Raw genomic sequence first — 13,928 nt, 5'->3', positions numbered from 1 at the left:
GCACTGCCGTCCTCCCTGGTGAACCGGGAACCGGTTCGGGGCAGGACGGCCATCGCCGTCGTCCGGATCAGTGCGAGATGGCGCCCTCCGCGCCGGCACCGGTCATGGAGCGGACCTCCATCTCGGTGTACTTGGCGGCATTGTGCTCGCTGGAGGTGATCGAGCCGAGCCAGCCCAGGATGAAACCGATCGGGACGCTGACCAGGGCCGGGTTGTCCAGCGGGAACCAGGCGAAGTCGGCATGGGGGAACATGGCGGTCTTCGAGCCCGAGACGGCGGGCGAGAAGGTGATCAGCAGCAGGGCCGAGATGAGGCCGCCGTAGATCGACCAGACCGCGCCCCGGGTGTTGAAGCGACGCCAGTACAGCGAGTACAGGATCGAGGGCAGGTTGGCCGAGGCTGCGATGGCGAAGGCCAGTGCCACCAGGAAGGCGATGTTCTGGCTCTTGGCCGCGATGCCGCCGACGATGGCCAGCACGCCGATCACGATGACGGTGTTGCGGGCCACCTTCACCTCCTGGGCCGGGTCGGCGTGGCCATCCTTGAGGATGGAGTTGTAGATGTCGTGGGCGAAGGAGGCGCTGGCGGTGATGGCCAGGCCGGCGACCACGGCGAGGATGGTGGCGAAGGCGATGCCGGCGATCACGGCGAGGAAGAGCGTGCCACCCAGGCCCTTGCCGGGCAGCCAGAAGGCCAGTGCCGGTGCGGCCGCATTGGCCTTGCCGGGCAGCGAGTTGACCACGTCATAGCCCACCAGCCAGGCCACGCCGTAGCCCAGGACCATGGTGAACAGGTAGAAGGCGCCGATCAGGCCGATGGCCCAGGTGACCGAGCGACGGGCCTCCTTGGCCGTGGGCACGGTGTAGAAGCGCATCAGCACGTGCGGCAGGCCTGCGGTGCCCAGCACCAGGGCGAGGGCCAGCGATATGAAGCCGAGCTTGTTCTTGCCGTACTTGCCCATCGGCTCGGTCAGGTTGCGCCAGTCGGCGGCCTGCGTGGGGTCGGCGGCCTTGATGCCATCGGCGTGGGCCTGGGCATTGCCGATCAGGGTTGACAGGTTGAAACCGGCATGGGCCATCACCCAGAAGGTCATGATGCCGGCGCCGGCGATCAGCAGCACGGCCTTGATCATCTGCACATAGGTGGTGCCCTTCATGCCGCCGATGAGCACGTAGACGATCATCAGGAGGCCGACCAGCAGGATCACGAGGTTCTGCATCATGCTGTCGGTGACGCCGAGCAGCAGCGAGACAAGGCCGCCGGCACCGGCCATCTGGGCCAGCAGGTAGAAGAAGGAGACGGCCAGCGTGGACAGTGCGGCCGCCATGCGGACCGGCTTCTCCTGCGTGCGGAAGCTCAGCACGTCGGCCATCGTGTACTTGCCGGTGTTGCGCAGTGGCTCGACCACCAGCAGCAGGGCGACGAGCCAGGCCACGAGGAAGCCGATGGAGTAGAGCAGGCCGTCATAGCCGCTCAGCGCGACGGCGCCGACGATGCCGAGGAAGGAGGCTGCCGAAAGGTAGTCGCCGGCGATGGCCAGGCCGTTCTGGCGGCCGTCGAAGGAGGCGCCGCCGGTGTAGAAGTCGCTGGCCTTCTTCTTGCCGCCGGTGGAGACGCGGATGACGATGGTCAGGGTCGCCACCACGAAGAGGGCGAAGATGGCGATGTTGGCGATCGGGTTGCCGAGCTTGATCTCCAACAGCGTCGTCTGCAACACGGGCAGGACGAGGTTCATCGGTGGTCCTCCAGCTCAGCGCGGATCTTGGTGGCGATGGGGTCGAGGTTCTTGTTCGCGTGACGGATGTACATGGCCGTCAGGGCGAAGGTGGTGACGAATTGCATCAGTCCGAGGAAGAGGCCGATGGTCACGTGGCCGAACAGCGGCCGGCTCATGAAGCCGATGGCATAGGTGCTCAACAGCACATAGGCGAAGTACCAGATGAGGAAGGCGATGCTGAGGGGGAAGGCGAAGTTGCGGAAGCGCTTCTTGAGCTCCTGGAACTCTGCCGAGGCCTGGACCGCGGACAGCTCCTCGGGTGTGGCGATGCGGCGGGCAGCGGTGGCGCCACTCGGCTGGGCAGTACCTCCCGGGATGGGGGGAAGGTCTGGTTCACGTTCGGGGTGGTGCTCGGCCGCGTGTGGCGTGGGCATTGGGCTCCTTGCGTCTGCGTGTCACCGGCGCCGTCCTTGGCGCGGGTAGCCAGCAAACTAGCGGCATTTGGGAGGGCTGTCACCACTCCTCTGTTAGTTTTCTCACAAAAGTTTGCCCGCGGGGTGGCTGGAACCGCCAGGCCAGGGAGACCTCAGCTGAAGATCACGGTGCGATGCCCGTCCAGGAAGACCCGACGGTCCGCGAACAGCCGCACCGCCTCGGTGAGCGTGCGGCTCTCCTGGTCCTGTCCGATCGAGACCAGCTCGGCGACCGTGCGCGAGTGGTCCACCCGCGTCACGTTCTGCTCGATGATCGGACCCTCGTCAAGGTCGCTGGTGACGAAGTGCGCCGTCGCACCGATCAGCTTCACCCCCCGCTCATGGGCCTGCCGGTAGGGATTGGCCCCCTTGAAACCAGGCAGGAAGGAGTGGTGGATGTTGATGGCACGCCCGGCCAGTGCCTGGCACAGCTCGGGCGAGAGGATCTGCATGTAGCGGGCCAGCACCACCAGCTCCACCTGCTCGGACTCCACCACCTCCATCACCCGCTCCTCGAAGGCAGCCTTGGTCTCGGGCAACACGACATGCGACTCGAAATCGATGCCGTAGAAGTCGGCGAGCGGGCGCAGGCTCTCGTGGTTGGCCATCACCAGCGGCACGTCGATGTTCAGCCAGCCGCTGCGCTGGCGAAAGAGCAGGTCGTTGAGGCAGTGCCCCGCCTTCGAGGCGAGCACCAGGGTGCGCATTGGCCGCCGGGCATCGTCCAGGGTCAGTTCCGCGTCGAAATGCTCCACCACGCTCGCCAGGGCAGCCTCCACCCCCGCCCGGGGCAGCGGCGTGTCCAGGGCCAGGCGCATGAAGAAACGGCCGGTGTCGTGCGAGGTGAACTGCTGCGCGCCCACGATGTTGCCGCCCCCGCTGATCGCGGCGCCCGAGACCGCGTGCACCACCCCCGGACGGTCGAGGCAGCTGACCGTCAGCACCCAGCGGTGCGGCGCGGGCTCGGCCATGGCGGGTCCAGACAGGGGGGAGGGGCTGCTTGTCATCCCACCACCCTAGCCATGCACGACGGCCCTGCCGGCGAACATGCCACGTGCCGGACCCGCACTGTCCCTGACCCGCGGCGGGTGCTCTGTATCCTTCCCCTGTGACCAACAGCACTTCATTGCCCCCGCCCACCAGCGACCAGGAGGGCCACCAACCCCCTTGGTGCATCCCGACGCGTGAAGGACGCGTGCTGTGAGCATCGGCGAGGTCCTCACCAATGTCGGACTGATCCTGCTGTTCATCTGCATCGGTGGCGTCTTCTCCGGCGCCGAGATGGCGCTGGTCTCCCTGCGTGACAGCCAGGTGAAGAACCTGGCCTCCCGCGGCAAGCGCGGCGAGGCCGTGGCCCGCCTGGTGGGCGACCCGAACCTCTTCCTGTCCGCGGTGCAGATCGGTGTCACCGTCTCCGGCTTCCTGTCCGCCTCCTTCGGCGGCGCAACCCTGGCGCCCGCCCTCTCCCCGCTGCTGGTGGGGCTCGGACTGCCCTCCGGCGTGGCCAACACCCTGGCCCTGGTGCTCATCACCGTGGCCATCTCCTACTTCTCCATCGTGCTGGGCGAACTGACCGCCAAGCGCATCGCGATGCAGCGCGCCGAGGGCTTCAGCCTGGCCGTCGCTCCCCTGGTGGACACCATTGCCCGCGTCGCCCGTCCGGTCATCTGGTTCCTCGGCAAGTCCACCGACGTGGCCGTCCGGTTGCTCGGCGGCGACCCGAAGGCCTCCCGCGAGGAGGTCAGTGACGAGGAGATCCGCCAGATGGTGATCGGCTCCCAGACGTTGGGCGACGAGGAGCGCCACATCGTCGACGAGGTCTTCGAGGCCGGCGATCGCAGTCTGCGCGAGGTGATGGTACCTCGTACCGAGGTCGACTTCCTGCCCGGCGAGATGCCCGCCTACAAGGCGATCCGCGAGGTCCAGGGCGCGCCCCACTCCCGCTATCCCGTCACCGACGGTTCCCGCGACCGGGTGCTGGGCTTCCTGCACGTGCGCGACCTGATGGACCTCGACCCTGCCACTCGCTCCACCCCGATCCGCCAGCTCGTGCGGCCGGTGCTCAGCCTGCCCGAGACGGTGCGCATCCTGCGCGCCATGAGCGACATGCGCCGAGCCCACTCCCACCTTGCGATCGTCAAGGACGAGTACGGCGGCACCTCCGGCATCGTCACCCTCGAGGACCTCGTGGAGGAGCTCATCGGCGACATCACCGACGAGTACGACCAGGCGCCCGAACACGTCCACACCCGGCTCAGCGACGTCGACGGCCTGTTGACACTGGAGGAGTTCGCCGACAAGTTCGGCTACCTGCTGGACGAGGGGCCCTATGACACCGTCGCGGGCTACTTCATGGCCCAGCTCGGACGCCTCCCGGTGGTGGGAGACGAGGTGGAGGTCGTCCTCGACCGCGACCCCGACGGAGCCCACGCCGACGGGCTGCCCGAACAGGCAGCCGTCGTCCTGTCGGTGACCGAGCTCGACGGCCGCCGCGCCGCCTGGCTCAGCGCCCGTCGCGTCACGCCCGAGGGTGAGGCCGAGCCGAGCCAGGTCACCACCGGCGGTGCGACGGCCGCCGACCAGTTCGTGGCCGGTGCCCAGGGATGACGATGAGCGCACCGGCACAGGCCGGCGATCCCGACGGCCAGCTGCTGCTCAGCGGCCCCGCCGTCCAACCCCTGCTGGAGCAGGCCGCCCGCCAGGCCGGGGGAGAGCTGCTCGACTGGCACCTCGACCACCTGGACCACGACCCCGGCCGCACCACCACCGCCACCTACGCCGCGCGGGTGCGGTGGGCCGCTGGCGAGCGCGAGGAGCTGATCGGGTGCAGCGTCCGGGCCCACGGACCCGATGCCCGCGACGAGGCGGCGCTGCTGCTCGACGAGGGCCAGCGGCAGGCCGCGGTGTGGCTCCACCCCTTCGACCCCGACCTGCCCGGGCTGGCCCGCGCCGCCTTCCCGGACCAGGTGGCCGAGCTGCTCGGAGAGCACCGGCTGCTGCCGCACCCGGTGCGGTCCGCCGACGTGGAGCTGCGGATGGTGGGCTACCGGCCGCGCCGCCGGGCCGTGCTGCGGGTACAGGCCGCCGGTCATGTCTTCTACATCAAGGTGTTGCGGGCCGCCCATGCCGATGCGGTCGTCCGACGCCACGAGATGCTCGCCCGGGCGGGGATCTGCGCTCCCGAGGTGCTGGCCGTCACCGATGAGCACCTGCTGGTGCTGCGTGAGCTGCCCGGCCGGCCCCTCGCGCAGGCCATCTTCGACGAGCGCGAGCCGTGCGGACCCGATGCCGTGATCGGTCTGCTCGACCGGCTGCCGGCCGAGGTTCGCGAGCTGGAACTGCGCCCGTCGTGGAGTGAGTCGGTGGAGCACTATGCCCGGATCATCGGCGAGAGCCTTCCCGAGCAGGAACAGCGGCTGACCTGGATGGCCGCGACCATCACCCAGGGGCTGGCAGGCCTTCCGGCCGGCGACGAGCCCACCCACGGGGATCTTCACGAGGGGCAGCTGCACGTGGCCGGCGGGCGCATCGTGGGGCTGCTCGACGTCGACACCCTGGGTCCCGGCCGCCGGGCCGACGACCTGGCCTGCCTGGTGGCGCACCTGACCACCGTGCAGCGCATGGATGCCATCCAGACCGGGCGGGTGCACCACCTGATCCGCACCTGGGTGCCCGCCTTCGACGAGCGCGTCGATGCCGCCGAGCTGCGACTCAGGACGGCAGCGGTGGTCATCTCACTGGGCACCGGACCGCGCAGGGGTCTGGAGGACGACTGGGAGGCGGGCACCGTGGCGATCCTCGACGCGGCCGAGGCCCTGGTGCGCCAGGTCGGCTGAACGAGCCACTTTTTCCTAGCGGGTGGACGATCGCGGGGCCAACCCGGTCCCGGCGGCGTGTCGCGGGTGAACGGCAGGTTACGATGTGCGCGCGCCCTCACCCCAGGAGCATCCACAGTTCAACTGCTCAGGAGGCAGTCCAGTGAAGAAGTCCCTCGTTGCGCCGGCAGTGCTGTCGGCCCTCGCCCTTTCCATCGCCGGGTGCGCGAAGGCCCCCGATGCCACCAGCACCACCACGACCACCGCCACCGGCACCGCCAGCGCCGGCGGGTCGGCCGCCGCCGGTGACTTCAAGGCCTGCATGGTCTCCGACGAGGGCGGCTTCGACGACAAGTCCTTCAACCAGACCTCGCACGACGGCCTGGTCAAGGCGGTCAAGGACCTGCAGATCCAGACCGGTGAGATGCAGTCGGCGACTGCCAGCGACTTCACCAAGAACCTGAACCAGATGATTGCCGCCAAGTGCGACATCGTCGTCACCGTCGGCTTCATGCTGGGCGATGCCACCGTCTCGGCCGCCAAGGCCAATCCCGACGTGCAGTTCGCCATCGTCGACTGGAACGACCCGTCCAAGACCGCCGGCCTGAAGAACCTCAAGCCGCTGATCTTCAACACCGCCGAGCCGAGCTTCATGGCCGGCTATGCCGCGGCCGCGATGAGCCAGAAGGGCTCGATCGGCACGCTGGGCGGCCTGAACATTCCGACCGTGACCATCTTCATGGACGGCTTCCACCAGGGCGCCACCTACTACAACACCCAGAAGAAGAAGAACGTCAAGGTGCTCGGCTGGGATCCCAAGAACCCCAAGGGCGGCCAGTTCGTCGGCAACTTCTCCGACGTCGCCGGCGGCTCGCGGATCGCCCAGACCCTGACCAGCCAGGGCGCCGACATCATCTTCCCCGTCGCAGGCCCCGCCGGCGAGGGTGCGCTGCAGGTGGCCCAGAAGTCCGGCGGCAAGGTCAACGCCGTCTGGGTGGACACCGACGGCTGCGTCTCCTCGGCCAACTACTGCAAGTCGATCATCACCTCGGTCGAGAAGGCCATGGACGTCGCTGTCTACGACGTCATCAAGGCGGCCAAGGAGGGCAGCTTCTCGGCCGATCCCTATGTCGGCACCCTGAAGAATGACGGAGTGAAGCTCTCCGGCTTCCACGAGTTCGAGTCGAAGATGCCCGCCGAGCTGGAGGGCGAGCTGGAGACCATCAAGGCCGACATCATCTCTGGCAAGATCACCATCGAGTCTGCCTCGCAGCCGAAGTGACCCCCGCCGGGACCGCGAGTCCCGGCATGCAGGACCCCAGGACCGCCCCGACGCAGCCCGGCTCCGTCGGGGCGGTCCTGTCACGAGAATGTGGCACCATCCTTCTGGGAAGGTCCCACCACGACCAAGGACAGTTCTGTGGAGAGCAGGGAATGCGCGTGACCACCACCGACAGTGCCCCGAGCGGGGCAGGCCTGCAACTGCGGGGCATCACCAAGCGCTTCGGCAACCTCGTCGCCAATGACGGCATCGACCTCGACATTCGCCCCGGCGAGATCCACTGCCTGCTGGGCGAGAACGGCGCCGGCAAGTCCACCCTGATGAACGTGCTCTACGGCCTGCTGCAGGCCGACGAGGGGACCATCAGCGTCGACGGCAAGCCCCTGGCACTGGGCAATCCCAAGCAGGCGATGGCCGCCGGCATCGGCATGGTGCACCAGCACTTCATGCTGGTGGAGGTCTTCACCGTGGCCGAGAACATCGTGCTGGGCCGCGAACAGGGCCCCGCCGGCACCGTCGACATGAAGGCCGCCCGCGCCAGGGTGCGCGAGCTCTCCGACCGCTACAAGCTGGCCGTCGACCCCGATGCCGTCATCGAGAACCTGCCCGTCGGCGTCCAGCAGCGCGTCGAGATCCTCAAGGCGCTGGCCAATGACGCCACCTACCTGGTCTTCGACGAGCCCACCGCCGTGCTCACCCCGCAGGAGATCGACGAGCTGATGGACGTCATGGTCGCGCTGCGTGACGAGGGCAAGGCAATCGTCTTCATCACCCACAAGCTGCGCGAGGTGCGCGCCGTGGCCGACCGGATCACCGTCATCCGCCGCGGCAAGGTGGTGGGGCAGGGCAGCCCCGAGATGAGCGAGGCCCAGCTGGCCGAACTGATGGTCGGGCGCGCCGTCCGGCTGCACGTCGACAAGGAAGAGCCCACCCTCGGCGAGGAACGCCTGCGGATCGAGGACCTCGTGGTCGCCGCCCCCTCTGGCGCGGTCATGGTGGACCACGTCGACCTGTCCGTGCGCGGCGGGGAGATCCTCTGCCTGGCCGGCGTGCAGGGCAATGGGCAGACCGAGCTGGCCGAGGCGCTGCTCGGCACCACACCGGTCACCAGCGGCACCATCACCGTCGACGGCACCGACATCACCCGGATGGACCCGCGCCAGAGCCTGGCGGCAGGCATCGGCTTCGTGCCCGAGGACCGCCAGAAGGACGGTTTCGTCGGCCCCTTCAGCGTCGCCGAGAACCTGGTGCTCAACCACGTCGACCAGTTCTCCACGGGCCTGGCGCTGGACCTGGGCAAGATCCGCGCCAATGCCACCAGTCGCGTCGAGGAGTTCGACATCCGCACCGCCTCGATCGACCTTCCGGTGGCCAGCCTGTCGGGCGGCAACCAGCAGAAGGTGGTGATGGCCCGCGAGCTCAGCCGGCCGCTGGGCGTCTTCGTGGCCAACCAGCCCACCCGCGGAGTCGATGTCGGCGCCATCGAGTTCCTGCACCAGCGCATCGTCGACGAACGCGACCGCGGCACCGCCGTGGTGATCGTCTCGACCGAGCTCGACGAGGTCGACGCCCTGGCCGACCGCATCGCGGTGATGTATCGCGGCCGCATCGTGGGCATCGTGCCCCCCGACACACCCCGTGACGTACTCGGCCTGATGATGGCCGGCGTTCCGCAGGCCGAGGCGCTGGCCGCGGTCCAGGAAGGAGAGCGGGCATGAGCACCGCAGCACCCGAACAGCCCCGGCCCGCAGGCACGGGCCCCGCCCGTCGCCACGCGGTCCCGTGGGGAGAGGTGACCACCACCGTGGCCGCCTTCGTCCTGGCCTTCCTGATCGGCGCCATCCTGATGGTGGCCGCAGATCCCGAGGTCAGCGGCAAGTGGGCCTACTTCCTCGACCGTCCCGGTGACGCCCTGGGCGCCTCCTGGGAGAAGGTCGCAGGCGCCTACGGTGCCCTCCTGCAGGGCTCGGTGGGCAGCTGGAAGGCCATCACCGAGACCACCGCGGCAGCCGCCCCGCTGATCTGCGCCGGCCTGGGCATGGCACTGGCCTTCCGCGCCGGACTGTTCAACATCGGCGCCCAGGGCCAGGCCATCGTCGGCGCCACCCTGGCCGCCTATGCCGGCTTCGCCATCACCGGGCTGCCGCTGGTGGTGCACCTGCCGCTGGCGCTGGCGCTCGGCGTGCTCGGCGGCGCCCTGTGGGGTGGCTTCGCCGGCTGGCTGCGCGCTGCCACCGGCGCCCACGAGGTGATCGTCACGATCATGCTCAACTACGTCGCCTCCCTGGGTCTGGCGTGGCTGCTGTCCACGCCCGCCTTCCTGCGCCCGGGACGACAGGACCCGATCGCCCCCGAGGTGCAGTTCAGCGCCACCTTCCCGCGCCTGGAAGGTGGGCAGCTGCACCTGGGCTTCGTGCTGGCGCTGCTGGCCGCAGCCGGCGTGTGGTGGCTGATGGAACGCTCCACCGTGGGCTTCCGCATCCGGGCTGTCGGTGCCAATCCCGACGCCGCCGCCACCGCTGGCATGAGCGTCGGCCGCACCACGGTGGTGGCCATGACCCTGTCGGGTGCGCTGGCCGGGCTCGCCGGGGTGCAGGCCGCGCTGGGCCCCAGTGACTTCGGGCTGCCCACGCCGCTGTCGGCGGGCCTGGTGGGGTCGATCGGCTTCGACGCCATCACCGTTGCCCTGCTGGGACGTTCCAAGCCCTTCGGCGTGGTCCTGGCCGGCCTGCTCTTCGGCGCCATGCATGCCGGGGGCCTGGCCATGCAGTCCCAGGCCGACACTCCGCTGACCCTGACCACGGTGCTGCAGGCACTGATCGTGATGTTCGTCGCCGCACCCATGCTGGTGCGCACCTTGGTCCCCTTCCTCAAGGCCGGCAAGGCGCGCCCCGCCGCGCTGGTGGGCGAGGCCAGCGTCGTCGAGAACGGGGCGACGGCATGAGGGCCACATACTTTCCACAGCAGCAGCCGAAGGACCGCGACGTGACCGATGACAGCCCTTCCGTGCTGGGCAGCGCTTCTGGCCAGGAGGTGGTGCTGCGCACCACCGAGAGCGCCGAGGCCCGTCGCACCCGCCACACCACCGGCGCCCTGGTGACCCTCTTCGGCCTGGCCCTGCTCGCGCTGGCCTTCACCACCCACGGCACCGCCCGCTTCGCCCTCTCCGATGCCTTCGACCCCGTCGTGCTGCCCACCATCTCGCTGCCCGGCCTGGCCACCGTCCTGCTGTGTGGCCTGGTGACGCTGCTGGCCGGCCTCGGATACCTGTCGGGTCGCCTGCACGGCAAGGCGCCGGCCCTGGCCGGTACCGCCGCGGCCCTCGCCGTGGTCGTCGGCTTCTTGGCCTGGGCCGTGGCCGGACGCGACCTGCCCTTCCCGGTCAGCAACCAGCTCAACGGCATGATCGCCATCGCCACCCCGCTGGTGCTGGGTGCGCTGGCCGGTGTGATGTCTGAGCGCGCGGGCGTGGTGAACGTCGCCATCGAGGGCCAGTTCCTCGTCGCCGCCTTCGCTGCCGGCCTGGTCGGCTCGATCACCAAGTCGATCCCGATGGCGCTGCTGGCCGCCGTCATCGCGGGGGTGTTGATGGCCGCCCTGCTGGCGCTGTTCACCATCACCTACCTGGTGGACCAGGTGGTGATGGGCGTGGTGATCAACCTCTTCGCCGCCGGCATCACCGGCTTCCTGTTCGACCAGTTGGTGCAGCCCCGTTCGACCACCTTGAACCAGGCGCCGCAGATGAGCCCGCTGGAGGTGCCGGGCCTGTCCCAGATTCCCTTCTTCGGCCCGGTGCTCTTCCGCCAGACCGCCCTGGGCTACCTGGCGATCGCCTCGGTGGTCGTGGTCTGGTTCCTGCTCTACCGCACCCGGTGGGGCCTGCACGTGCGCGCGGTCGGCGAGCACCCCAAGGCCGCCGACACCGTCGGCATCAATGTGGCCCGCACCCGCTGGTCCTCGGTGCTGGTCGGCGGCATCTTCGCCGGCCTGGGCGGCGCCTTCTTCACCGTCGGCTCCACCGGCGCCTTCGCCAAGGACATCACCGTCGGCAATGGCTTCATTGCCCTGGCCGCGCTGATCATGGGCCGCTGGCACCCGGTACTGGCCGCGCTGATGGCACTGTTCTTCGGCTTCGTGAAGCAGATGGCCTCCAACCTGTCGGCGCTCAACACGCCCGCCCCCAGCCAGCTGCTGCTGATGCTGCCCTACCTGGCCACCATCATCGCCGTGGCCGGCCTGGTCGGCCGGGTGCGTGCCCCGGCGGCCGATGGCGAGCCCTACGTCAAGGAGGGCCACTGATGGCTGGCGTGCACTCCCAGGAGGCGATCGACTGGGACCGTCTGCGGGCCCGCGCCCGGGAGGCCTGCTCCCGCGCCTATGCGCCCTACTCGCGCTATGGCGTGGGGGCCGCGGCCCTGGTCGACGACGGTCGCGTGGTCAGCGGCTGCAATGTTGAGAATGCCGGCTACGGGGTCACCCTGTGCGCCGAGTGCGGCCTGGTCAGCGAGCTGGTGCTCGGGGGCGGGGGCCGTCTGCTGGCCTTCACCTGCTGCAACCACACCGGCGAGGTGATCATGCCCTGTGGCCGCTGCCGGCAGCTGCTGTGGGAGCACGGCGGTGCCGAGCTGCTCGTCGAGACCCCGGAGGGCATCGTGCCGATGGACCACGTACTGCCGCAGGCCTTCGGCCCCCAGCACCTGGACCGTCCGGCAACGGCCTGAGCACCTGCCTCAGCGCTTCGGTGTGCGCGCCAGCTCGTCGGCCAGCACCGGCTGCAGGATGCGGGCCGTCGCCGAGGTCACGTGCGTGTAGTCGCGGTAGAGCACGTTGTTGAGCGTCGACATCGGGCACTGCTGCTCCGTGCACAGGATCGCCGACAGGTCGACGTAACGTCCGCCGAGGTCCTCGACGGCCTGCCGGCTGGACGTCTCCGCCCGCGCCACCTCGGGCACCCTGGAGGGAATGCGGCACTGCTGCGGATCGTCCACGTGCCGGGTCAGGCAGGAACCGGCCGGCGGCATCTCGCTCTGCTGGGCCGAGTAGGACGGCGAGTCGCCCAGGTAGAGCAGGCGGGAACTGCCAGGAAGTCCGGCCAGCGCGGTGCGGATCGAGCCCTGCCAGCGATCGGTGAAGCCGGCCTGGTCGGGGGAGAAGACGAAGTACTGGTTGATGGTCTGTGCGACCACGACCACATCGGGGTCGAGCTCCTGGATGGCGGCGCCAGCAGCCTGCCGGAAGGCGGCGCACTGCGTGGCATGGGCCTCGGAGAGGTCACTGGGGACCTCGCCCAGGTCATTGACGGTGCAGGCATTGCGCGTCAGTGCGAGCACCCGGTAGTGGTCCTTGCGACCGATGGCGTCGAAGGCCGGCCACCAGTGACTGGCGTGGGAGTCGCCCAGCAGCACCAGGACCTTGTCCGCTCCTGGGTCGCCGCCCCAGCAGCGGGCGGTGGCGGCAGCCTCGCGGTTGCCGCTGCACCCATTGGTCTGGACCGTGCTGAGGTCGGACTCGAGTGCGTCCAGCGAGGGCGTCAGGTGTGCAGGCTCGATCACCTGCCCCGTGGCCGAGACCGACTCGTTGGCATGCCGCGCCAGCAGTTCGGAGGGCACCTGCTGCAGCCGCTCCTCCAGGGCGGGGATGCGGGTGCTGGTGGTCTGGTCCTCCATGGCCCGGCGCGCGGTGGCCGCGCTGCTGTTGGCGGCCAGCACCAGCGCGGCCGACATCATCAGGCTGGTGGTGAAGACCGTGGCCCTGCGGCCGTCCACCGTCATGTGCTGGAAGCCTTCCTCGATGGTGGCGTGGCTGAGCCAGGCCAGCAGGATGGACGCGGCGGCCAGGGCAATGTTCGTGCGCAGGTCCAGACGGTGCCCGGCCAGCGCGGCGGGCAGCACCAGTACCGGCCAGTGCCACAGGTAGAGCGAATAGGAGATGTCGCCCAGCCAGACCATCACGCGGTTCTCCAGCAGCAGCCGGGAGAGCCGGCAGGTGGCGCCGTTGCCGGCCACCAGCATCGCCGCCGACCCCAGGACGGGGGCCAGGGCGGGCCAGGAGGGGAAGGGCGTGGCGGCGTCGTAGAGCAGAACGCTGCCGACGACTGCCAGGGACCCCACGGCGAGCAGGACCGTGCGCTCCCGCTCGGCCAGCGAACCGCCCAGCCTCGGCAGGCAGGCGAGCAGCGCCCCCACCCCGAGCTCCCAGGCGCGGGTGTGCAGCAGGTAGAACGACGGCGTCGGGAAGCGGGGCGTCAGGACCACCGCCAGGACGAAGGAGACCACGACGATGCCCGCCATCAGCAGGCCCACGCGTCGGCGCAGCAGGCCCTCGGCCCGGGGAAGGTGCCGTCGCCCCCAGCGCAGCACCAGGAGGACCAGGAACGGCCACACCAGGTAGAACTGTTCCTCGACCGCGAGCGACCAGAAGTGCAGGACGGGGGAGGGGTCTGTGCCCTCGGCGAAGTAGCCGGTGGTCCTGCCTGCGAAGACGACATTGGCGACGTAGAGGGCAGCGCCCACCAGGTCGGGCGTGAACCGGGCCACGTACAGGGGAGGCAGGAAGCAGACCATGAAGCCCAGGGTCAGCGCCAGCACCGTGAGGTAGACCGGCGCCAGGCGCTTGAGGCGTCGCGCGTAGAAGTCCAGGAA

11 protein-coding genes are annotated in these 13,928 nt (G+C 69.5%); 7 read left to right on the top strand and 4 right to left on the bottom strand.

Features of this window, described 5'->3' with window-relative positions:
• Positions 1 to 67 precede the first annotated feature (67 nt).
• From ACHFFZ_RS07925 to purU, 3 genes are all read right to left on the bottom strand, one after another.
• Positions 68 to 1,735, bottom strand: a complete 1,668-nt coding sequence (locus ACHFFZ_RS07925) for a cation acetate symporter (RefSeq protein WP_394276107.1) — start codon at positions 1,733 to 1,735, stop codon at positions 68 to 70.
• Complete coding sequence (locus tag ACHFFZ_RS07920; protein ID WP_394276106.1) at positions 1,732 to 2,151, bottom strand: DUF485 domain-containing protein; 420 nt, start codon at positions 2,149 to 2,151, stop codon at positions 1,732 to 1,734. The genes ACHFFZ_RS07925 and ACHFFZ_RS07920 overlap by 4 nt, the downstream gene beginning before the upstream one ends.
• A 152-nt stretch (positions 2,152 to 2,303) precedes the next feature.
• Entirely contained in the window at positions 2,304 to 3,161 is an 858-nt protein-coding gene (gene purU / locus ACHFFZ_RS07915; protein WP_394276109.1) for a formyltetrahydrofolate deformylase, read from the bottom strand.
• Between the two features lie 235 nt (positions 3,162 to 3,396).
• Between purU and ACHFFZ_RS07910 the strand changes: the two genes are divergently transcribed.
• From ACHFFZ_RS07910 to ACHFFZ_RS07880, 7 genes are all read left to right on the top strand, one after another.
• Complete coding sequence (locus ACHFFZ_RS07910) at positions 3,397 to 4,797, top strand: hemolysin family protein (RefSeq protein WP_394276108.1); 1,401 nt, start codon at positions 3,397 to 3,399, stop codon at positions 4,795 to 4,797.
• Positions 4,798 to 4,799: 2 nt separating this feature from the next.
• Positions 4,800 to 6,026 (top strand): aminoglycoside phosphotransferase family protein, encoded by a 1,227-nt coding sequence (locus tag ACHFFZ_RS07905; protein ID WP_394276105.1) that lies wholly within the window; start codon positions 4,800 to 4,802, stop codon positions 6,024 to 6,026.
• A gap of 142 nt (positions 6,027 to 6,168) precedes the next feature.
• Positions 6,169 to 7,287, top strand: coding sequence for a BMP family protein (locus ACHFFZ_RS07900; protein WP_394276104.1), 1,119 nt, complete (start codon positions 6,169 to 6,171; stop codon positions 7,285 to 7,287).
• A 158-nt stretch (positions 7,288 to 7,445) separates the two neighbouring features.
• On the top strand, positions 7,446 to 9,005 hold the full coding sequence (locus tag ACHFFZ_RS07895; protein ID WP_394276103.1) for an ABC transporter ATP-binding protein: 1,560 nt from the start codon (positions 7,446 to 7,448) through the stop codon (positions 9,003 to 9,005).
• Positions 9,002 to 10,231, top strand: a complete 1,230-nt coding sequence (locus ACHFFZ_RS07890; protein WP_394276102.1) for an ABC transporter permease — start codon at positions 9,002 to 9,004, stop codon at positions 10,229 to 10,231. The genes ACHFFZ_RS07895 and ACHFFZ_RS07890 overlap by 4 nt, the downstream gene beginning before the upstream one ends.
• Positions 10,228 to 11,586 (top strand): ABC transporter permease, encoded by a 1,359-nt coding sequence (locus ACHFFZ_RS07885; RefSeq protein WP_394276101.1) that lies wholly within the window; start codon positions 10,228 to 10,230, stop codon positions 11,584 to 11,586. The genes ACHFFZ_RS07890 and ACHFFZ_RS07885 overlap by 4 nt, the downstream gene beginning before the upstream one ends.
• On the top strand, positions 11,586 to 12,008 hold the full coding sequence (locus ACHFFZ_RS07880) for a cytidine deaminase (RefSeq protein ID WP_394276100.1): 423 nt from the start codon (positions 11,586 to 11,588) through the stop codon (positions 12,006 to 12,008). Before ACHFFZ_RS07885 ends, ACHFFZ_RS07880 begins: the two co-directional genes overlap by 1 nt.
• 9 nt (positions 12,009 to 12,017) lie before the next feature.
• Here the strand turns inward: ACHFFZ_RS07880 and ACHFFZ_RS07875 are convergent.
• A partial coding sequence (locus ACHFFZ_RS07875; protein WP_394276099.1) for an acyltransferase family protein occupies positions 12,018 to 13,928 on the bottom strand: 1,911 nt, incomplete at its 5' end.

It is taken from the genome of Luteococcus sp. (assembly GCF_043424415.1).
Classification (GTDB): Bacteria; Actinomycetota; Actinomycetes; order Propionibacteriales; family Propionibacteriaceae; genus Luteococcus.
This window is presented reverse-complemented; position numbering and strand designations above follow the sequence as displayed.